Here is a 20,889-nt window from a genome sequence, read left to right on the forward strand (position 1 = left end):
TCTCAGGCTGCCTGTTTGGCCGTGACAAAAGCCGCAAGGCTGGCCACGTTTGAAAAATGATTGCGAGTGTCTTTGGCGTCGGCGTCTATTTTGATGCCGTAGGTTTTTTGAATCGCCAGGCCCAACTCAAGCGCGTCGACCGAATCCAGCCCCAGGCCTTCGCCAAAGAGGGTTTGTTCATCGCCAATATCGCTGACGCTGATGTCTTCAAGGCCCAGGGCATCGATGATCAGCTGTTTAATGTCGCTTTTCAGATCGCTCATCTGTGGCGAGCTCCTTAATAAAGTAGTCATGCACGTAGTCATTGAGCAGGCGCGAGGCTTTAGGCGGCGGGCCCAGCGCAGTAAAGGTGTTTGGATCTATATCGGCACCGACCCGGAAACTGAAGTGCACGCGCCGATGGGGTATGCGGTACCAGGGTTCGGCCTTGGTCAGCGTGGTGGGGCTGACCTTGATCACCACCGGGGTGAGGATCTTCGCACCCCGCAGTGCTATCGCGGCGGCGCCGCGATGAAAGGCGGGTGTCATGCCCGGCTGCGTACGGGTGCCCTCAGGAAAAATGATCAGGGTCTGGCCTTCCTGCAGGGCTTGCGCGGCGTTATCGAGCATGTCGACGCTGCCATCATTGCTGATGTATTGCGTGGCACGCACGGGGCTGCGGGTAAACGGGTTTTGCCAAAGGCTCTCTTTGACCACGCAATTGGCATTCCTCACCAGACCGATCAAAAAAACCACATCGATAAGCGACGGGTGGTTGGCAATGATCATCTGGCCGGGGCGCCCGAGCCGTTCGGCACCTTGTACGTCATAGGTCAGCACGCCCATGCGGGCCATCGTGCGGATAAACAGCCAGAACAACCGGCTGACAGTTGCGCGAGCGCGTTCGCGGTGACGAACGGCGTCTCCCGGCAGGCAGCTGAGCACCGGGAAAATCACGATGCGCAGGCACAGGCAACCCAGGCCGAACAGTGCAAAGCTGATGGCCGTGGCGATCAGGCGCCAACTATAAGCATCGCGACGCTCGCTCACAGGCTGCGTTGCCAGTTCCATACGCGGTCTTTCCAGGCGTGCTGGAAGGACGCCTGCTCATCGAGCAGGTGGCGCAACAGGTTGAGGCTATGAGGCCACGGGGCTTTTTCGATGCCGGTGGCATTGGTGGCGAGGGAGATTTGCCATTGCATGCCAGGGGTCAGCAGCAGGCCGACGGCATAAGGGAAGGGCACATCATCAATCCACTGGGCATAGGCGTGTGGCGGTTGCTCTTCGGTGATGACCAGCAGTACGGCGGGCGCGCCTTCGTTGAGCAACGCACAGGCCTCGATCAGGCCGTGTTCCAGGCCATCTCCAGCTGCGGCAATGGCGGTCATTTCGCTTGTTTCGCCACGCATGATCGACCACAGCCCGATGACGGCGTTATGCACCGAAAGGCTGAATTGTGTCGGGGAAAGAGGCTGTTCGGCAGCGAGGTCGCTGAGGATGTCGAACGTGCGTGGGGTTTCGCCGTGACGTGAGGCGAATACCAGAGGCAATGCTTCATGGCCATCTGCCAGTGGCCAGCCGACGCTGAATGCCATGCGTGCCAAACGGCTAAGGCGACGACGTTGCATGGCGGGAAGAAACGAGACATCCGGTGCTGCATTGCTGGCGGGGAGTACGCTGGGTTGCTGGCTCCAGGCCTGCCAATCGGCCACGCTGTCGAGGCCCGGAGCCCAGGCGCGCCACGCGGCGATATTGAAATTGATCACTGGAGTTTCATCCCGCCTTTGCAGGCTTCCTTGATGCGAAAGTGGACATCAGTCGATGCCGCACCTAATACAGAGTGGCGACATTATCCCGGTGCAGTTGGCTTGTAGCAAATATTGCTTACACTTCAAGTATGTTTTTTGTGCGTTTTAGAAGAAAGGTGGTGTCTTTTTGCTTGTATTGGTCTACACGTAGGTCAAACGTGCTGCTGAAATCAGAATTGTTCGTAGGTCCTTGCAGATAAGCGTCTTTGAGCTGTAGTTCATTTCAGAGCAAGGTAGCTAAGCCGCGCAAAGGACATCTACACTCGGGTACTCATTGGTACACGGAGGTTTTGAAATGCGTCGCGTGGTGTTCAACCAAAAAGGCGGTGTGGGCAAGTCCAGCATCGCGTGTAACCTGGCTGCAGTCAGTGCCAGCGAAGGGTATCGCACGTTGTTGGTAGATCTGGATGCCCAGGCCAACTCCACTCAATACCTGACCGGACTGACCGGCGACGATATCCCCATGGGTATTGCCGACTTCTTTAAGCACAGCTTGTCAGCTGGAGTCGGCTCGAAGAAAAATCGTGTAGATATTTACGAAACACCCTTCGAAAACTTACACGTTGTGACCGCCACCGGCGAACTGGCCGATTTGCAGCCAAAACTTGAGGCCAAACACAAGATCAACAAGCTGCGAAAGCTGCTTGATGAGTTGGCCGAAGACTACGACCGCATTTATGTCGATACTCCCCCCGCATTGAACTTTTATGCAGTATCGGCGTTGATCGCCTGTGATCGGGTATTGATCCCATTCGATTGTGATAGTTTTTCCCGTCAGGCCTTGTACAGCCTCTTGGCTGAAATCGAAGAGCTCAAAGAAGACCACAATGAAGATCTTATGGTCGAAGGCATTGTGGTCAATCAGTTCCAGGCCCGGGCCAGCCTGCCTCAACAAATGCTCGACGAACTGATCGCGGAAGGGCTACCGGTGCTGCCGATGTACCTCAGCAGCTCCGTGCGTATGCGCGAGTCCCATCAGGCTTGTCAGCCTTTGATTCACTTCGACCCGCGGCACAAGCTGACCCAGCAGTTCGTGGAGTTGCACGATTATCTGGATCAGAACGCTTAAGCGTTGATGCCCTGGCTGCGCAGCCAGGCGGTCAGTTGCTGCAACGGCAGCGCACCGCTCTGGCGAGCGACTTCGCGGCCATTTTTAAACAGAATGAGGCTCGGGATCGATCGTATCCCTAATTGTCCGGCCAGTTGTTGATTGGTTTCGCTGTCAAGTTTGGCCAGTCGGCATTTACCGATCAGTTGGCTGGCGGCTTGTTCAAATACCGGGGCAAAGGCTTTGCACGGTCCGCACCACTCAGCCCATACATCCACCAGCAGCGGCAAGTCGCCCTTTATCTGGCTGGGGTAGTCGGTTTGTTTAAGATCGAAGGGCTTGGCGAGCAGCACCGCATTCTTGCAGCGCCCGCATTTGGGGTGCTCGCCGATGCGCTCTGCGGGAATACGGTTCAGGCCGTTGCAGTGTGGGCAGGGAATCAGCAGCGGTTCGGTCATTGGTCGTTCTCTACAAGGGGGCTCATGAGCGTGCAGTTCAGCAGATGATTGCTCAACCCGCCACTGGCGTCAGCGGCCAGATCCAGGGAATCACCAGCATTGCCACAATCAGCATCAGTACATTCAGCGGGATGCCGATGCGCAAAAAGTCGCTGAATTTGTACCCGCCTGCGTTATACACAAAGGTGTTGGTCTGGTAGCCAATCGGCGTGGCAAAGCTGGCGCTGGCAGCGAACATCACGGCCACCACGAAAGGCCGAGGGTCCACGCCCATCTGTTGCGCCACACCAATGGCAATCGGCGTCAGCAATACGGCCACGGCGTTGTTGGAGAGGATCTCGGTGAGGATGCTGGTCAGTAAGTAGACAAACCCCAGCATCAGCAACGGTCCGGCATTAGGGATCGCGGCCATGGTCTGGCTGACGACCAGGTTGATCAGGCCTACTTTTTCCATCGCAATGCTGATGGCCAGCATGCCGAAAATCAGGCTGAGGATTTTCCAGTCCACCGCCTTGTAAGCGTCTTGCACATCCAGGCAGCGGGTGGCGACTACCGTCACCGCGGCGATGAGTGCCAGTCCTTCGATGGGCATGACTTCCAGTGCCGCGAGAACCATCACGGCCAGGGTCGCAATGATTGCAATTGGCGCCTTGTCGCGGCGGTATGCGCGCTCCAGGACAGTATTGAGGCTGATCAAGTCGCCATTTTCGGCGAAGCGACGAATCTGGCTGGGTGTGCCTTCAACCAGAATCACATCCCCGAATTGCAGATGCAGGTCGTCGAGGTTGCCTTGAATGTTCTCGTCCTGACGATGCACCGCAAGCACCGCAATGCCGTAACGCGCCGTCAGGTCGAGGTCGCGCATGGGACGGTGGCTGTAGCGGGAATTACGGCCCACGATGGCCTCGGCCAGGATGACGTCGTGGTTGCTGATGGTTTCGAACGCATCGCCACGGTTGAAGGCCAGCACGCCGCTTTCGCGCAGCTCGACCACATTCTGTACTTGCCCGTGCAGCACCAGGCGATCGCCGCTGCGCAGTTGGGTGGTGGACTCGGGCGTCGAAAGCTCCTGCTCATCACGGAAAATCTTCAGGACTTGCAGACCGCTGCCGCCATTGAGGTTGGCTTCGGTCAGGGTTTTACCGATCACGGGCGAATTGTGGGGTACCAGCAGTTCGCTCATGAAGGTTCGCGTCAGATCCGGGCGCAACTGCTTGGACAGGCTGTCGCGATCAGGCAGCAAGCGGTTGCTGAAAATCATCAGGTACACAAAGCCCACGGCGGCAAACATCAGCCCGGCCTGAGTGATTTCGAACATGCCGAAGGGCGCGAGCCCGGCTTTGCGTGCAACCCCGTCTACCAGAATGTTGGTCGAGGTGCCGATCATCGTCAGCATCCCGCCCAGTACCGTGGCGTAAGACAGCGGGATCAGCAGTTTGGACGGCGAACTGTGGGAGCGCTTTGCCAGGGCAATCGCCACGGGTGTCAAAATGGCCACCACGGGGGTGTTGTTCAGGAAGGCCGAAATGACCAGTGCGGTGATCATCAGCCCACCCAGCACCCGCAGCGGTTTGTCGCCTACCAGGTTGCCCAGCCAATTACCCAGGGCATCAATGCAGCCGGTGCGTTCCAGCGCAGCCGAAAGCACAAACATGCAGGCAATCGTGGCAGGCGCCGAGTTGCTGAGCACGCTCAACACTTCGTGTGGCGTCAGTATTTGCGTGACCAACAGGGCGGCGACACCAATGGCGGCTACGACATCGGCGCTCCACTTCTCGCGCACAAACGACACCAAGAGCCACACCAGCAAAGCGGCAACAAACAGCAGGGGGAGCGAGTCCCAGGACATGGGTCTTCCTTAATGCAACGAATCTCGTATGAGGTATCGGTCAGGCCATAGCCGCCGCGCGGGCGTCACGATAATCAGGGTGAGTTAGTTCGTCTAAGACTGTTTGGGCAGGTTGTTATGCGATTTGGTTATGCAGACGCCGGGGGGACGTATTTGCTCATACAGTCCTGAGCCGGTTGTACAGCCTTTATCTAGGCTTTGAAGCGAGACAACCACAGCGCCATTTGTCAGGGCGTGAATATCGCACATTGCGATTATCTGATCCCTGACTTAACCTCCATAGCAAGATGCGATAGGGACGTTGCATGCGAGTGATAACAGCCAAGCGTATTTGGGAAGCGAAAGAACAATGGCCGCAATCGGCGAGCGCTCTCGATGAGTGGTACCGCAAGATCAAGGTTCTCAAACCCGAAGACTTTGCCGCGTTAAGGTCGTTTTTCCCTGCTACCGACAAGGTCGGTTCGTTTCACGTTTTCAATATTGGAGGTAACAAGCTGCGGCTGATCGCCGTGGTGCGTTATCGGGTACAGCGCCTCTACATTCGTCATGTGCTCGATCACAGTGACTATGACAAGGGCAATTGGAAGGAGTAAGAACTATGAACCCATTGATCACACAAGCGGCTGAGCACTGGAAATTCGTGGCGCCTCTACTGCGCAAACCGAAAAACGAAGCCGATTACGATGAGTTGGTCGCAGCCCTTGATGGCTTGACCGACTTGATTGGCGACGATGAGAGTCATCCCTTGATGAGCCTGGTGGACATCATCGGTGACTGGGTTGAAGCCTACGATCTCGAGCATCGGCCGATGCCCAAGGTCAGTGGTGTCGATGTGTTGCGCTCGGTGATGCAGGAGCACGGGCTGACCCAAAGCGACTTGCCGGGCGTGGGTACCCAATCGGTGGTGTCCGAAATCCTCAGCGGCAAGCGCCAGCTCAACGTTCGGCAGATACGCTGGCTGGCGGATTACTTCAAAGTGCCTGTGGATATGTTTATCTGAGGTTTTGCATCACGACGAGCAACTGATTTCCAGGTGTTTGCCCCACTCGGGCGGGCGTTCGGCATAGGCCTCCATGCCCGCTTGCTCGGTGAACGGCTGGGTCAGCACGTCATGCAGGCGTTGTACTTCGCTGTAATCCCCGGCTTGCGCTGCATCGATGGCTTTTTGCGCCAGGTAGTTGCGCAGGATGTAGAGCGGGTTGACCGCGTGCATGCGCTCACGCCGTGCGCTTTCATCACTTACGCCTTCACGGGCGACCCGGGCAACGTATTGCGCGGCCCACTCATCAAACCCTTTTAGGTCGACAAACTCGTCACGCAGGCGCGACACGGCCTGCTCTGCGGGTAAGTCGCCCAGGCGACGAAAGAACAGGGTGTAGTCGACGCTGCTGCCTTGCATCCGTTGCAACAGGGTTTCGATCAATAGTTGATCACCGTCTTCGGCGGTGGTCAGGCCCAGTCGGCGGCGCATCAGGTCGGTGTAGTGCGCTTGATACAGCGGCAAGTACAGCCCCAGGGTTTCGCGCAGGGCTTCAACGCTGATAAACGGCGTCAGGGCCTGGGCCAGTGCGCTGAGGTTCCACTGGCCGACAGGCACCTGGTTGCTGAAGGAATAGCGCCCTTCGTGGTCGGAGTGGTTGCAGACGAAGTTGGCGTCGAAGTCGTCCAGGAAGGCGAACGGGCCGAAGTCGAAGGTGATTCCCAGAATCGACATGTTGTCGGTGTTCATTACGCCGTGACAAAAACCGTATGCCTGCCACTTGGCAATCAGCTCGGCGTTACGCTCGACGATCTCGCGGAACATCGCCAGATAGGGCTCGGGTTGCTCCAGGCACTCGGCAAAGTGCAGGGCCAGTACATGCTCGCCCAACTGTTTTTGCTGCTCTGGGCGCTTGGTGTAGTAGAAATATTCGAAATGCCCGAAGCGTACATGGCTGGGCGCCAGGCGCAGGACCATGGCTGCGCGTTCCTGTGTCTCGCGCCATACCGGGGTATCGGAGCCGATCACGCACAGGGCGCGACTGCTGGGAATGCCCAGCGCGTGCAGCGCCTCGCTGGCGAGAAATTCGCGGATCGATGATCGCAGCACGGCGCGGCCATCGCCCATGCGCGAGTAGGGCGTCATGCCGGCGCCCTTGAGGTGCAAGTCCCAGTGCTCGCCCGCCTCGTTATAGACCTCGCCCAGCAATAGCCCACGGCCATCACCCAGTTGCGGGTTGTAGGAGCCGAACTGATGGCCCGAATAGATCATGGCGCGGGGTTCGGCGTCGGCCCACAAGGTATGACCGCCAAACAGTTGGGCGAACACCGGGTCCTGGGCGACCGCCGGGTCGAGGTCGAGCAGCGCCAACGCGCGATTGCTGACAGCTACCAGGCGCGGTGCGTCGATAGGCTCTGGCAGTACGTGAGTCGAAAACGCGTCACCCAGCCGAGCGAAGCGGTTATCAAAAGTCAGTTCGTCGAGGGCTTTCAATGACCGTCTCCAGTAAACAAAAAGTGATCTTGGCGTACATGCTCTGTGGGAGCGAGCCTGCTCGCGAAGATCTCAAGCGCGGACGCGCTATCTTTTAAAGCCTTCGCGAGCGGGCTCGCTCCCACACGTCATGTGTTGGTATGTCGCTGCGCTCAGTCGAGCTTGCCCAACTGCGGTTTTTGCGGCGGTGGAGTCGGCTCGGGCGGGATTTCAGGTCCCACTGGCACCAACTTGTACTCCTGACCCTGCAAGTTCTTGAGGTACACCTCCATCTGCTGGAACGAGATGTTGATCTGGTGGTTCTTGAACTCGCGGTTGATAAAGCGGTTCACTTCGTCGATCACCGGATTGCGGTCGCCCAGGTCACGTACGTGCATGCGCAGTTCGTGGTCCAGGGTGCTGGCGCCGAAGTTGAGGAAATACACGTGTGGCTCAGGGTCTTTGAGTACGCGCGGGTTCTCCTGGGCAGCCTTGAGCAGCAGGCTTTTCACCAGATCCAGATCCGAACCGTAGTCCACACCCAGTTTGAGGGTGACGCGGGTGATGGTGTCGGTCAGGGACCAGTTGATCAGTTGCCCGGTGATAAAGGTCTTGTTCGGGACGATGATGTCTTTGCGGTCGAAGTCAGTGATGGTGGTCGCACGAATGCGGATCTTGCTCACGGTGCCCGACAGGTTGCCGATGGTGATGGTGTCGCCGATACGCACCGGGCGCTCGAACAGGATCATGATCCCGGAGATAAAGTTGGCGAAAATTTCCTGCATGCCGAAACCCAGGCCTACTGACAGCGCGGCGACAAGCCATTGCAACTTGTCCCAGCTCACGCCCAGGGTCGACAGGGTGGAGACAAAGCCCACGCCGATGATCACGTAGGTCAGCAGGGTGGTGGTGGCGTAGGCGCTGCCCTGGCCCAGGTCGAGGCGAGACAGCACCAGCACCTCCAGTAGCCCGGGCAGGTTGCGCGCCAGCGCAATACTGATGCCGATGATGACCAGCGCACCGATCACGTCGCCAATACTGATGGGCACCATGCTCATATTGGCGCCGCTGCCGCTGGTGTATTCGTACAGAGTGATGTTGTCGAGGTAGGAGAATACCGAGATCAAGTCGGCCCATACCCAATACAAGATGCCGATAAAGCCCGCCAGAAGGGCCAGACGAATCAGGCGCAGCGATTGCTGGTTGACCTGTTCGATGTCCAGCGTCGGCTCTTCAATGATGATGTCGTTGCCTTCGCCCGCTTCCTTGGCTGCCTGACGCTTGGCCAGTGCGCGTTGATAAGCCAGGCGCCGTGCCGCAACCGCCAGGCCGCGTACAAAGGCCGCTTCGACCACCAGCCAGAACATCAGCAGGTAGAGAGTGTTGATCAGGCGGTCGCTGAGTTTCAGCGCGGTGTAGTAGTAGCCAAAACAGACGGCAACGAACAATGCCAGTGGCAACAGCGCAAAGGCAAACCCGAGCAATTTGCGCAGGCGATAGGCTTTTGTCGCCGTCTCGAAGTCGTTGAGCAGCAGACGGCATAGCAGCCAGGCCATGGCGGCATAACAACTCAACACCACGAGGATGCCCAGTACGTCGTCTGCCAGTGCCGCGGGTTGTTGCTCGGCAAAAGCGACCACGGCCACCAGCGCCAGCACTACAAAGCCGAGCTTGCGAATCCAGTTTTGCAGGAACGAGACCAGGGATTTTTCCCAGCGAAAATGCAGTTCGGCCACGCCGCCAGGCGCCAGAATCCGGTAGGCCGTATAGAACACCAGCCAGGCTTCGGCCATCTGGATCAGCGCCGCGCCCGTATTGGCGTTCATGCCTCTGGCATCGGTTTGCAGGGCATAGCCGCACAGCGCCAGTGCCAGGGAAATGGGCATTGCCAGCAAAATATTGATCAGAATCGCCAGCGGCGTATGCCATTGGCTGTCGCGCTTGAAGTGGCCAATGTCCTGATGGATTTTGTTCAATTTGCTGTAGAGATAACTGCGCTTCCACAGCAGGGCGGCCACCACCAGCAGGAACGGCAGGAACAGTAGCGGCCTTTCTACCAGGCCTTCTGCCAGCTCGCTGACGCTGGAGCCCCAGGGCAGGGTGGTGACTTGCTGTTCAAGCTGGCGCGGGGCAGTTTCCAGCCACTCCAGATCCAGCGGTTTGTTGCTGGGAATCCAGAACATTTGCTCGTCCAGGGTGGAGCGCAAGCTCTGGGCGGTGCTGAGCAATTGTTTCTGGTTCAGTTGCAGCGTGATCGATTCGTTGAGCAGGGAGCTTAACTCGCGGTTCAGGCGGTCCAGCAGATCACTGCGGGTGTTGACCAGTTCAAGCAGGGTTTTGCGCAGCTGGGGAGTGACTTGATCGGCAGGCTGGGTCGAGAGCAGGTTGTCGACGTAGGACGTAGGGTTGCTGATCAGTTCCCGTTGCTGGTTGATTTCAAACTGGTACAGGCGAATATCGGCGATTTCGTCCGCCAGATTCTTGTCCATTTTCTGCAGGCGCGGCAGGGCCTGTTTCTGCTTATAGAGAATTTTGGACAGCAGCAAACTGCCCTTGAGCACGTTGATTTGCTCATCCAGCGCCTGGTCGCTTTGGGTGACGTTATCCAGTTGCTGCTTGGTTTCGAGGTTCTGCTGGGTGACTTCATTGAGGCGGTCGGTGCTGCGCAGCAGGTAGTCGGAAAGCTTGAGGTTGATCGCACTTTCAGTCGCCAGCAGGCTGCTGCTGCCGGACTTTTTAGCCTCGATGGATTGTTCGGTCACGGTCTGTTGCGACTGCGCCAGACGCTTTTGGTTGATCAGGGTTTGCAGCTCCTGGATTTCCTGATCCTGGCGCGTGGTTTTTTCCAGCAGCAGGTCGTGCTGGCTGCCGCTGAGGTCTTGCAGCAGGCTGTTGCCGGCCAGTTCCTGACGGCGCAGGGCGATCAAGGCCGTGAGCGAGGCGGCTTCGGCGTTGAGCTGGTTGCGCTGATCGGGGGTGAGCAATTTGCCATTGTCGCGCCCGGTTTTCAGGGTGTTGCTGATCTGCTGGATACGTGTCTGGCTATTGCTGATTTCGGCTTGAGCCCGCTCTGGTCGGGTTTGCGCCGCAATGCTCTGGCTGTTGGCGATGGCCAGTGCTTTTTGCAGTTCGCCTTGTTGGGTGGTGCGCTCAGCCAGCATTTGCTCCAGCTGCGGTACGGACAGGTCGCTGTAACGCTGGGCCACGGGTATGGCTTTGCTGGCCTTGAGGCGGGCCAGTTCACGCTGGTTTTCGCTGGTCTGGCGCGGCGCATTGCTGAGCTGTTGTTTGACGTCGTTCAGGCGTTGTTCGTAATCAGACTTGCTGTCCAGCAGGGTGAGCGTTTGCTGGAGCACCGCCTGCAGGGCTTTCTGGTCAGCGTCTGGCAGCTTGCGATCAGCAATTTTGTCCAGGCTTTGCTGCACCGATTCGGTGGTGGGCGGTTCGGCAGCGTGCAGCGTGCCGACACAAAGGCTCAGACCGAGCAGGACTGTTGCGATGAACGTGCGCAGAGTTGGCATAGATACCGGTCAGACAAAGGTCAGAAAGTTGGAGTTTAGAGGAACAGCCCGGGCCCCGGTGCACTTCCTTCGGGGAATCTGACGCCCACTTTGGCTATCTTGTTCCCGTCCATAACGGCGACAGTCCAAATGGTGTTGTTCCACTCCACCTGGTCGCCGACCACCGGCGCGCCGCCGACCTTGTGCGCAATAAAGCTGCTGAGCGGGATGTTGGGGTCGATGCCGTCCAGCTTCAGGCCGTACAACGCCGACACAGCGCCCAACTGGGCGTCGCCTTCGAGCACAAAGTCGCCAAAAAAGCGCAGATCCAGGCCGCGGCTCGGCGGCTGGCTGAACAGTTTGCCCAGGGCGGGCAAGTTGTGTTCGTGACCGATGACACAGAGTAAATCGCCAATTTCCAGGGTTGTGCTACCCGACGGATGGAGCAGTTTTTGATCGCGAAACAAGGCCGCGATCCGGGTACCTTCGGGCATTTTCAGTTCACGCAGGGCAGCTCCGATGCACCAGTTTTGTGCGTCTAGGCGATAAACAAACAGTTCCCACTCGCTGGTGACATGCACTTCAAGTGCCGAGCGGGAGACGGGCGCCAAGTCAGGCGGCACTGTCACTTTGAGCAGTTTGGCGACCCATGGCAGGCTGGTGCCTTGCACCAGGAGGGACACCAGCACGATAAAGAATGCCAGGTTGAAATACAGCTGAGCATTGGGCAGCCCGGCCATCAGCGGGAATACCGCCAGAATGATCGGCACCGCGCCGCGCAGGCCCACCCAGGCTATGAAGGCTTTCTCACGGCCGTGGAACGCCTTGAAGGGCAGCAGGCCAACCATCACCGACAGTGGGCGTGCGAACAGGATCATCCACAGGGCCAGGGCCAGGGCGGGAATGGCGATCGGCAGCAAGTCATGGGGCGTCACCAGCAGACCCAGAACCAAAAACATGCCGATCTGAGCTAGCCAGGCCATGCCGTCGAGCATATGCAAAATACCGTGACGGCTGCGGATCGGGCTGTTGCCGACCACCAGGCCGCACAGGTAGACGGCGAGGAAGCCGCTGCCGTGCAGGGCGTTGGTCAAGGCGAATACCACAAGTCCGCCCGCGATCACCAGAATCGGGTATAGGCCGTTGGCCAGATTGATGCGGTTGACCATTTGCAGCAGCAGCCAGCCACCGGCCAGTCCGACCGTGCCGCCGATTCCGAATTCGCGCAGCAAATCGAGTAGCAGCGTCCAGTGCAAGCGGGTCTCACCGCTGGCGAGCATGTCGATCAGGGTGACGGTGAGAAACACCGCCATAGGGTCGTTGCTGCCGGATTCGATCTCAAGGCTGGCCGAGACCCGTTCGTTCAGGCCCTTGCCTCCCAGCAGCGAGAACACGGCTGCCGCATCGGTCGAACCGACGATGGCGCCCACCAGCAGCCCCTGGATCAAGTTGAGGTTGAACAGCCAGGCGGCCATCAAGCCAGTCAGTCCGGTGGTGATCATCACCCCCACTGTGGCCAGCGACAGCGCGGGCCATAGCGCCACTCGAAAACTGGAGACCCGCGTTCGCAGGCCACCGTCGAGCAAAATCACCGCCAGGGCGAGGTTACCCACCAGATAGGCAGTGGGATAGTTGTCAAAAATGATGCCGCCGCCATCGACACCCGCCGTCATGCCTACCGCAAGGATGATGACCAGAATCGGGATGCCCAGACGTGAGGACAGGGAACTTACCAGAATGCTTGCACCTACCAGCAACGCGCCGATCAAGAACAGGCTGTTGATGGTTGTCGCATTCAAAGGCAGTACTCCAGAAAACTAAAAGGCAGGGCGCAAACGGCTCATGCAGTCTACGTGCCAGCGATTCTAACCTGCGTTATTGGCGGGCTGTCAAAAAGGTTTTGTGCGGGGTGGTTGTCTTCCAAATCCAAACAAGCCTCGCACGCTGCATCTGATGCTTTGGCGCAGTGTCTTTGCATTTCTGACATGGCCAGCAGCAATGGTTGGATACCGTCATGTGCGCAGTATGGTGGGTATCAGGGCATCTTCTGACGAAAATACGAGATGGGGACTGCATTTCATTGTTGGACTTATTCTGTCTACTTCCGCCTCAATTTAACTCTGCGGGGCGAAAAAATGCCGTCATCTCTATTGAAAAAAGATAATCCTGAGTCAGAAGAATCAACACCGGCTAAGAGTGTGCACACGTTCTTTGTGATTTCCGTGAAGAAATTCATGGTCCTGTATTTCATGACGATGGGGTTGTATTCGATTGTCTGGTTTTATGAACACTGGAAGCACTATCGGTTGGCGACTGGGGTCAAGGTCTGGCCGGCAGTTCGTGCTTTTTTCGGGGCGTTAATGATTTTCTCCTTGTTCTCTAAAGTCCAAAAGTCACTAAGTGAGTCGGGACGAGCTTACGAGTGGTCCCCAGTCGTGCGTGGAACATTGATTTTTGCCATTACAGTCGCGTGCATTATTTCTTCAGTGATAGGTAATGCCACCTTTATTCCTGCGTGGCTAGTTGTCGCCAATGTCATGATCTTAGGCGTATTCGGTTTTTTGCTGGCAGGTGCCCAGAGAGCTATCAACTTTTTGGAAGCCGACCCCGAAGGCCATAGTAATTCGACCTTATCGTTTGCCAACGGAATCTGGGTAGGGGTGTTTGGCTATTTTTGGTTAGGTTGGATTTTCATTTTTTTCACCGCGATGAATCTCGAGGCCTGAGCCTTCTTTACGTTCGCAAAGCCTCAACCCATAAAAAAACCGGGCAACCCCTTCGGGTGCCCGGTTTTTTAGTGCCTGCTCAAACCATCAGCCGATGGTCATCAGGCTCGCGTTGCCACCAGCAGCAGCGGTGTTGACGCTCAGTGCGCGCTCGATCACCAGGCGCTCCAGGGCGATGTTGGTTTCGCCTTGGGACAAGCCTTGCACACCCACGATGGCACCTGCGCGCTGGGCCACTTGCTGGCACACGTCACGCAACTGATCGCAGTCGCCGTGGTGCAACACGGCGTCGAAGATCACGTCGTCCTTGGTCCAGTCAGCCACCAGCGTGATGCGTGCTTGCACCTCTTTTGGCAGGCGGGCGTACAAGGCCTTTGCCAGTTCGCTTTGCGGCAGTACGGCGGTGCTGCCCACAGCCAGTACCGCAGCCAGTTGGGTCAGCAGATCGCTTTCGACTTCAGCCAGGCACAGCACGTGTTCGCGCGGCAGAATGGCGTAGCTGTTGCGTTCGCCGGTCGGGCCGTTGAGCAAGCGAGTGATGCCGCTTTGTGAATGCGCAGCGTACTCGGTGCACAGTTCTGCCAACGCGGGTTGCTGGTTGCCGGTTGCCCAAGTTTGCAGGGCGCTGAGTGGTTTGCTCAGGGCTTCGCGGGCCTGGGTGTCCGGAGCGCTGATGGCATCGACCTTGGCGAACGATTGCTCGATTGCATTGCCCGGACGGGTAGACAGCAGGCGGTACAGGTACAGCGGGCCACCGGCTTTCGGGCCTGTGCCCGACAAGCCTTCGCCGCCGAACGGTTGCACGCCGACCACAGCGCCTACGATGTTGCGGTTGACGTAGACGTTACCGGCGTTGACGTTGTTGACCACTTTGGCAATGGTTTCGTCGATGCGGGTGTGTACGCCCAGCGTCAGGCCGTAACCCGAAGCGTTGATCTGTGCGATCAGTTGGTCGATGTCTTTGCGCTTGTAGCGCACCACGTGCAGCACCGGTCCGAAGATTTCACGCTCCAGCTCGTCGAAGCTTTCGAGTTCAATCAGGGTTGGCATGACGAAGGTGCCACGCTTGCACTCTTCGATATCGGCAATGGCCATCTGGTAAACAGTGCGGCCTTTGTCGCGCATGCCCTGGATGTGTTGCTCGATCCCGGCCTTGGCTTCGGCGTCGATCACCGGGCCAATGTCTACGTTCAGGCGCTCAGGGTTACCCATGCGCGATTCGGCCATGGCACCTTTGAGCATTTCGATGACGCGGTCTGCCGAATCTTCCTGCAGGCACAGTACGCGCAATGCGGAGCAACGCTGACCGGCGCTGTCGAAGGCTGAGGACACCACGTCGATAACCACTTGTTCGGTCAGCGCCGAGGAGTCAACGATCATGGCGTTCTGGCCGCCGGTTTCGGCGATCAGCGGGATAGGACGGCCTTGAGCATCCAGACGGCCTGCCACGTTGCGTTGCAGCAAGCGTGCAACTTCGGTGGAGCCGGTGAACATCACGCCTTTGACCCGATCGTCGCCGACCAGGCGCGCGCCGACCGTTTCGCCGCGACCTGGCAGCAATTGCAGCACGCCTTGCGGGATGCCCGCTTCGAGCATGATGCGCACAGCTTGAGCCGCTACCAGCGGTGTTTGTTCCGCAGGCTTGGCCAGTACCGGGTTACCGGCAGCCAGTGCCGCAGCTACTTGACCGCTGAAAATGGCCAGCGGGAAGTTCCACGGGCTGATGCAGACCACCGGACCCAGCGGGCGGTGGGCATCGTTGGTGAAATCGTTGCGAGCCTGTACCGCGTAGTAGCGCAGGAAGTCGACCGCTTCGCGCACTTCGGCAATGGCGTTGGCGAACGTCTTGCCCGCTTCACGGGCCAGCAGGCCCATCAGTGGCTGGATCTCGGCTTCCATCAGGTCCGCGGCGCGTTCCAGGATCGCAGCGCGTTCAGCAGGCGGGGTGGCCTGCCAGATCGGCGCGGCGCTCAGGGCGCACTGGATAGCGTTGTCGGCATCTTCAACGGTGGCTTCTTGCACATAACCGACCACGTCACGCAGGTCTGCCGGGTTGAGGACAGCCGCAGGCGTTTCGCTGCTGGAATCGCAACCGAGCATCGGCGCGGCTTTCCAGTCGTTGTGGGCCGTGGCCAGCAAGGCACAGGACAACGACGCCAAGCGGTGTTCGTTGGACATGTCGATGCCGCTGGAGTTGGCGCGTTCGCTACCGTACAGGTCACGCGGCAGCGGGATACGCGGGTGCGGCAAACCGAAGCCGCCTTCCGCTGTCGCCATCTGCTCGATCTGGCTCACCGGGTCGGCCACCAACTGGTGGATCGCGATCGTGTGGTCGGCGATGCGGTTAACGAACGAAGTGTTCGCACCGTTTTCCAGCAAGCGACGAACGAGGTAAGCCAGCAGTGTTTCGTGGGTGCCAACTGGAGCGTACACGCGGCACGGACGGTTCAGCTTCCCTTCGGAAATTTTACCTACAACCTGTTCGTAGAGCGGCTCGCCCATGCCGTGCAGGCATTGGAATTCGTACTGGCCAGGGTAGTAGTTCTGACCCGCGATGTGGTAAATCGCCGACAGCGTTTGGGCGTTGTGAGTGGCGAACTGCGGGTAGATGGCTTCTGGCACGGCCAGCAGCTTTTTCGCGCAAGCGATGTAGGACACGTCGGTGTACACCTTGCGGGTGTAGACCGGATAGCCTTCCAGGCCTTCAACCTGAGCGCGCTTGATTTCGCTGTCCCAGTAGGCGCCTTTCACCAGGCGGATCATCAGGCGATGACGGCTGCGGCGAGCCAGGTCGATCACGTAGTCGATCACGTACGGGCAGCGTTTCTGGTAAGCCTGGATCACGAAACCGATGCCGTTCCAGCCAGCCAGTTGCGGCTCGAAGCACAGGCGCTCCAGCAGGTCGAGGGAGATTTCGAGGCGGTCAGCTTCTTCGGCGTCAATGTTGAGGCCGATGTCGTACTTCTTGGCCAGCAACGTCAGCGACAGCAGGCGCGGGTACAACTCGTCCATCACGCGCTCGTATTGGGCGCGGCTGTAACGCGGGTGCAGGGCCGACAGCTTGATCGAAATACCCGGGCCTTCGTAAATGCCACGTCCGTGGGAGGCTTTACCGATCGAGTGGATGGCTTGCTCGTAGGACGCGAGGTATTTCTGGGCGTCATGTTCGGTCAGTGCAGCTTCACCGAGCATGTCGTAGGAATAACGAAAGCCCTTGGCTTCAAAGCGCGTGGCGTTGGCCAGGGCTTCGGCGATGGTTTCGCCGGTCACAAACTGCTCGCCCATGAGGCGCATGGCCATGTCGACGCCCTTGCGGATCATCGGCTCGCCGCTTTTGCCGATGATGCGGCTCAGGGAGGAGGTCAGGCCTGCTTCGTTGTGGGTCGACACCAGCTTGCCGGTCAGCAGCAGGCCCCAGGTCGCTGCGTTAACAAACAGCGACGGGCTGTTGCCCAGGTGCGGGTGCCAGTTGCCGGTGCTGATCTTGTCGCGGATCAGGGCGTCGCGGGTGCCTTTGTCCGGAATACGCAACAGCGCTTCGGCCAGGCACATCAGGGCTACGCCTTCCTGGGACGACAGGGAGAACTCTTGCAGCAAGCCTTGCACGATACCGGCACGGCCACCGGCGCTCTTCTGATTGCGCAGTTTCTCGGCAATCGAGGCAGCCAGGGTTTGTGTGGCTTCTGCCATCGGTGCAGGCAGGCGCGCTTGCTCGAGCAGCATTGGCACGACTTCTGGCTCCGGGCGACGGTAAGCAGAAGTGATTGCGGCACGCAGTACGGACTGGGGCAGGATGCTTTCTGCAAACTCCAGGAAGCACTGATGTGCGTGATCGGCTTGCACGTCGTCGGCGTCATCGCTGGCGTTGCCAGGGATGCCGCTCAACTCGGTCAGGGTTGCACCACCCTCGAGTTTTTCCAGGTAATTGAAGATTGCCTGCTTGATCAGCCAATGTGGCGTGCGATCAATCGAGGTCGCGGCAGCCTTGAGGCGCTCGCGGGTAGGGTCGTCAAGTTTGACCCCAAGGGTGGTGGTAGCCATATTTTTATCCTCATGGGTGCCACATTTGCGTGGCAGCAGCTGGCGGCAAGATTAGCGCTGCGCTGAAAGAGGTGCAACCTAGTGCAACCCGTTTTTTTGCGGATTGTTCTACGCTTCGTCAGGATTTTTTGAATGGGAAGAGAGCGGAGCACTGGTGTGGTGCTTTTTTATTGGTTTTGCGCTGTTTTTGCTCCGAAAAGGAGCAAAAACACCGAATTAAGGCGAAAAGGCGACAAGGTGCAACTTGGGCGGTAGAAACTGGTTGCACCTTATTTGCTTTGTTGCATAGCATTCGCGCCCAAGGTGCAACCTCCTACTAAGATGGGTTCATCGGCTGATGGATTTCCTGGGGAAACATCAGTCATAAATGCGCGGCAAGGTTGATCGTCTCAAACAGGACGTTTGTGAGCGTACGGCCAGACCGCCGCTAAACATAAAAACAATGCCAGGGCTTTATCAATGAGTGTTAGTAACCCAACCCTGATCACGTTCGTGATCTATATCGCGGCAATGGTGCTGATCGGCCTCATGGCCTATCGCTCCACCAACAACCTTTCTGACTATATTCTCGGTGGCCGTAGCCTGGGCAGTGTTGTCACTGCATTGTCTGCTGGCGCTTCCGACATGAGCGGCTGGTTGTTGATGGGTTTGCCAGGCGCGATTTACATGTCCGGTCTGTCGGAAAGCTGGATCGCCATTGGCTTGGTGGTCGGTGCTTATCTGAACTGGCTGTTTGTTGCCGGTCGCCTGCGGGTACAGACCGAGCACAACGGTGATGCGCTGACCCTGCCGGATTACTTCTCCAGCCGTTTTGAAGACAAAAGCGGTTTGCTGCGGATTATTTCGGCCGTCGTGATCCTGGTGTTCTTCACCATTTACTGCGCGTCCGGCATCGTGGCCGGTGCCCGTCTGTTTGAAAGCACGTTCGGCATGTCTTACGAAACAGCCTTGTGGGCCGGCGCTGCGGCGACCATTGCCTACACCTTCATCGGCGGCTTCCTGGCCGTGAGCTGGACTGACACCGTTCAAGCCACCCTGATGATCTTCGCGCTGATCCTGACGCCTATCATCGTGCTGCTGGCCACTGGCGGCGTAGACACGACCTTCCTGGCCATCGAGGCCAAAGACCCTAGCAACTTCGACATGCTCAAGGGCACGTCCTTTATTGGCATCATTTCGTTGATGGGCTGGGGCCTGGGTTACTTTGGCCAACCGCACATCCTGGCGCGTTTCATGGCCGCTGATTCGGTCAAGTCGATCGCCAAGGCGCGTCGCATCTCCATGGCCTGGATGATCCTGTGTCTGGTCGGTACGGTTGCTGTGGGCTTCTTCGGTATCGCTTACTTCTCGGCACATCCGGAAGTGGCAGGTCCTGTGAATGAAAACCCTGAGCGCGTGTTCATCGAACTGGCCAAATTGCTGTTCAACCCATGGATTGCCGGTGTACTGCTGTCGGCCATTCTGGCTGCAGTAATGAGTACCCTGAGCTGCCAGTTGCTGGTGTGTTCCAGCGCCCTGACTGAAGACTTCTACAAATCCTTCCTGCGTAAAAATGCGTCCCAGGTGGAGTTGGTGTGGGTCGGTCGTGCCATGGTTCTGCTGGTTGCACTGATCGCCATCGCCCTGGCGGCCAACCCTGAAAACCGTGTTCTGGGTCTGGTGAGCTATGCGTGGGCAGGCTTCGGTGCTGCTTTCGGTCCGGTTGTACTGATCTCGGTAATGTGGAAAGGCATGACCCGTAATGGCGCATTGGCCGGTATTCTGGTCGGTGCCATCACCGTGATCGTGTGGAAGCATTTCGAACTGTTCGGCCTGTATGAAATCATCCCGGGCTTCATCCTGGCCAGCCTGGCCATCGTACTGGCGAGCCTGATGGGCAAAGGCCCGACCAAGGGCATGGTTGAGCGCTTTAATGCTGCTGAGAAAGATTTCCAGCAAAACCACTGATCGGGCAAGCGCATGCGCTGACCTGAAGGTGTTCTGAAACGGCCCGTCTCCTGGTGAGACGGGCCGTTTTTTTGTTTGTGCCTTATTCACCGTATCTCGGAAAAACGGCCTGCCACCTGACGTCAGGTTACGTACAAGGTAAACTTCGCCCCCTGCGCAGGAGCAACCATGAACTATCGTCACGCCTTCCACGCCGGCAACCATGCCGACGTCTTCAAACATATCGTCTTGACTCGCCTCATCGCCCTGATGTCGCGCAAAGAGCAGCCTTTTGCCTACCTCGATACCCACGCCGGTATTGGTCTGTACGACCTCAAGGGCGATCAGGCCAGCCGTACGGGTGAGTATCTGGAAGGCATCGCACGGTTGTGGGGCCAGAAAGACCTGCCTGCAGTGACTGATGACTACATGCAAGTGCTGCACAAGATGAACCCGGATGGCGAGTTGCGTTATTACCCGGGTTCACCGGAGTGGGCGCGTCGCTTGACCCGTTCCCAGGACCGCGTGCTGTTGAACGAAAAACACCCCGAAGACGGTGTGTTGCTCAAGGACAACATGAAAGGCGATCGCCGCGTCGCCGTGCATTTGGGCGAAGGTTGGCATGTGCCGCGGGCGCTGCTGCCGGTGGCCGAGAAGCGTGGGTTGATGCTGATTGACCCGCCGTTCGAGAAGCTGGACGAGATGAAGCGCTGCGCTGAATCGTTGAAAGACGCGATCAGCCGTATGCGTCAGACCGTGGTAGCGATCTGGTACCCGATCAAGGACAAGCGCCAGCTGCGCCGTTTTTATCAGGACCTGGCGGGTTCAGGCGCGCCGAAGTTGTTGCAGGTAGAGTTGTTCGTTCACCCGCTGGACACGCCCAACAGCCTCAATGGCTCGGGTTTGGCGATTGCCAACCCGCCTTGGGGGCTGGAAGAAGAACTGCGTGAGCTGATGCCGTGGCTGGCCAAGAAACTGGGGCAAACCCAGGGTGGCTGGCAAATGGAGTGGTTGATCGCGGAAAATAGCTGAAAACCAATGTGGGAGCGGGCTTGCTCGCGATCGAGGCGATGCGGTGTAACAGAAACACCGGGTCGCTTGC

15 protein-coding genes are annotated in these 20,889 nt (G+C 58.2%); 6 read left to right on the plus strand and 9 right to left on the minus strand.

All coding sequences use genetic code 11. From position 1 onward, the window contains the following. Positions 1–2: 2 nt before the first annotated feature. From TU76_RS19695 to TU76_RS19705, 3 genes are read right to left on the minus strand one after another with little or no spacing between them, the layout of a single operon-like run. A complete protein-coding gene (locus TU76_RS19695; protein WP_019825325.1) occupies positions 3–263 on the minus strand; it encodes a phosphopantetheine-binding protein in 261 nt (86 codons plus the stop codon). Then, positions 238–1,050: a lysophospholipid acyltransferase family protein gene (locus tag TU76_RS19700; RefSeq protein ID WP_048352360.1), complete on the minus strand. Its 813-nt coding sequence runs from the start codon at positions 1,048–1,050 to the stop codon at positions 238–240. The genes TU76_RS19695 and TU76_RS19700 overlap by 26 nt, the downstream gene beginning before the upstream one ends. Continuing rightward, on the minus strand, positions 1,026–1,745 hold the full coding sequence (locus TU76_RS19705; RefSeq protein WP_046809139.1) for a beta-ketoacyl synthase chain length factor: 720 nt from the start codon (positions 1,743–1,745) through the stop codon (positions 1,026–1,028). The genes TU76_RS19700 and TU76_RS19705 overlap by 25 nt, the downstream gene beginning before the upstream one ends. A 337-nt stretch (positions 1,746–2,082) precedes the next feature. On the opposite strand from TU76_RS19705, the gene TU76_RS19710 reads away from it, so the two are divergent. Further along, positions 2,083–2,856: a ParA family protein gene (locus TU76_RS19710; RefSeq protein ID WP_019825328.1), complete on the plus strand. Its 774-nt coding sequence runs from the start codon at positions 2,083–2,085 to the stop codon at positions 2,854–2,856. On the opposite strand, the gene trxC is transcribed toward TU76_RS19710, so the two are convergent. Both trxC and TU76_RS19720 read right to left on the minus strand, forming a co-directional pair. Then, complete coding sequence (trxC, locus tag TU76_RS19715) at positions 2,853–3,293, minus strand: thioredoxin TrxC (RefSeq protein WP_019825330.1); 441 nt, start codon at positions 3,291–3,293, stop codon at positions 2,853–2,855. The two genes, TU76_RS19710 and trxC, sit on opposite strands and share 4 nt — an antisense overlap. A gap of 52 nt (positions 3,294–3,345) precedes the next feature. Further along, a complete protein-coding gene (locus TU76_RS19720) occupies positions 3,346–5,142 on the minus strand; it encodes an SLC13 family permease (RefSeq protein ID WP_048352361.1) in 1,797 nt (598 codons plus the stop codon). Positions 5,143–5,447: 305 nt separating this feature from the next. Between TU76_RS19720 and TU76_RS19725 the strand changes: the two genes are divergently transcribed. Then, entirely contained in the window at positions 5,448–5,735 is a 288-nt protein-coding gene (locus TU76_RS19725) for a type II toxin-antitoxin system HigB family toxin (RefSeq protein ID WP_019825333.1), read from the plus strand. Between the two features lie 5 nt (positions 5,736–5,740). After that, positions 5,741–6,142, plus strand: a complete 402-nt coding sequence (locus TU76_RS19730) for a helix-turn-helix domain-containing protein (RefSeq protein WP_019825335.1) — start codon at positions 5,741–5,743, stop codon at positions 6,140–6,142. Between the two features lie 9 nt (positions 6,143–6,151). Here the strand turns inward: TU76_RS19730 and selO are convergent, their stop codons facing one another. The 3 genes from selO to TU76_RS19745 form a co-directional block, all read right to left on the minus strand. After that, positions 6,152–7,615 carry a protein adenylyltransferase SelO gene (gene selO / locus TU76_RS19735; RefSeq protein ID WP_048352362.1) on the minus strand — a complete coding sequence of 488 codons (1,464 nt, stop codon included), beginning with the start codon at positions 7,613–7,615 and terminating at the stop codon, positions 6,152–6,154. Positions 7,616–7,767: 152 nt separating this feature from the next. Next, on the minus strand, positions 7,768–11,115 hold the full coding sequence (mscK, locus tag TU76_RS19740; protein WP_048352363.1) for a mechanosensitive channel MscK: 3,348 nt from the start codon (positions 11,113–11,115) through the stop codon (positions 7,768–7,770). Positions 11,116–11,150: 35 nt separating this feature from the next. Then, entirely contained in the window at positions 11,151–12,893 is a 1,743-nt protein-coding gene (locus tag TU76_RS19745) for a potassium/proton antiporter (RefSeq protein ID WP_019825340.1), read from the minus strand. Positions 12,894–13,157: 264 nt separating this feature from the next. On the opposite strand from TU76_RS19745, the gene TU76_RS19750 reads away from it, so the two are divergent. Further along, a complete protein-coding gene (locus tag TU76_RS19750; RefSeq protein ID WP_048352364.1) occupies positions 13,158–13,820 on the plus strand; it encodes a hypothetical protein in 663 nt (220 codons plus the stop codon). 87 nt (positions 13,821–13,907) lie between these two features. Here the strand turns inward: TU76_RS19750 and putA are convergent, their stop codons facing one another. Continuing rightward, on the minus strand, positions 13,908–17,861 hold the full coding sequence (gene putA, locus TU76_RS19755; RefSeq protein ID WP_048352365.1) for a trifunctional transcriptional regulator/proline dehydrogenase/L-glutamate gamma-semialdehyde dehydrogenase: 3,954 nt from the start codon (positions 17,859–17,861) through the stop codon (positions 13,908–13,910). Between the two features lie 459 nt (positions 17,862–18,320). Between putA and putP the strand changes: the two genes are divergently transcribed. After that, positions 18,321–19,808 carry a sodium/proline symporter PutP gene (putP, locus tag TU76_RS19760; protein ID WP_019825344.1) on the plus strand — a complete coding sequence of 496 codons (1,488 nt, stop codon included), beginning with the start codon at positions 18,321–18,323 and terminating at the stop codon, positions 19,806–19,808. Between the two features lie 168 nt (positions 19,809–19,976). Next, positions 19,977–20,819, plus strand: a complete 843-nt coding sequence (locus TU76_RS19765) for a 23S rRNA (adenine(2030)-N(6))-methyltransferase RlmJ (protein WP_048352366.1) — start codon at positions 19,977–19,979, stop codon at positions 20,817–20,819. Positions 20,820–20,889: the final 70 nt, after the last annotated feature.

Origin of the sequence: Pseudomonas psychrophila (assembly GCF_001043005.1) — a bacterium.
Taxonomy (GTDB): domain Bacteria; phylum Pseudomonadota; class Gammaproteobacteria; order Pseudomonadales; family Pseudomonadaceae; genus Aquipseudomonas; species Aquipseudomonas psychrophila.

What these genes read in the sequence shown, in the direction of transcription:
- TU76_RS19700 (WP_048352360.1), bottom strand. Translation starts at nt 1,050, where the DNA reads ATGGAACTGGCAACGCAGCCTGTGAGCGAGCGTCGCGATGCTTATAGT.
- TU76_RS19695 (WP_019825325.1), bottom strand. Translation starts at nt 263, where the DNA reads ATGAGCGATCTGAAAAGCGACATTAAACAGCTGATCATCGATGCCCTG.
- TU76_RS19765 (WP_048352366.1), top strand. Translation starts at nt 19,977, where the DNA reads ATGAACTATCGTCACGCCTTCCACGCCGGCAACCATGCCGACGTCTTC.
- putP (WP_019825344.1), top strand. Translation starts at nt 18,321, where the DNA reads ATGAGTGTTAGTAACCCAACCCTGATCACGTTCGTGATCTATATCGCG.
- trxC (WP_019825330.1), bottom strand. Translation starts at nt 3,293, where the DNA reads ATGACCGAACCGCTGCTGATTCCCTGCCCACACTGCAACGGCCTGAAC.
- putA (WP_048352365.1), bottom strand. Translation starts at nt 17,861, where the DNA reads ATGGCTACCACCACCCTTGGGGTCAAACTTGACGACCCTACCCGCGAG.
- TU76_RS19720 (WP_048352361.1), bottom strand. Translation starts at nt 5,142, where the DNA reads ATGTCCTGGGACTCGCTCCCCCTGCTGTTTGTTGCCGCTTTGCTGGTG.
- TU76_RS19725 (WP_019825333.1), top strand. Translation starts at nt 5,448, where the DNA reads ATGCGAGTGATAACAGCCAAGCGTATTTGGGAAGCGAAAGAACAATGG.
- mscK (WP_048352363.1), bottom strand. Translation starts at nt 11,115, where the DNA reads ATGCCAACTCTGCGCACGTTCATCGCAACAGTCCTGCTCGGTCTGAGC.
- TU76_RS19750 (WP_048352364.1), top strand. Translation starts at nt 13,158, where the DNA reads ATGGGGACTGCATTTCATTGTTGGACTTATTCTGTCTACTTCCGCCTC.
- TU76_RS19730 (WP_019825335.1), top strand. Translation starts at nt 5,741, where the DNA reads ATGAACCCATTGATCACACAAGCGGCTGAGCACTGGAAATTCGTGGCG.
- TU76_RS19710 (WP_019825328.1), top strand. Translation starts at nt 2,083, where the DNA reads ATGCGTCGCGTGGTGTTCAACCAAAAAGGCGGTGTGGGCAAGTCCAGC.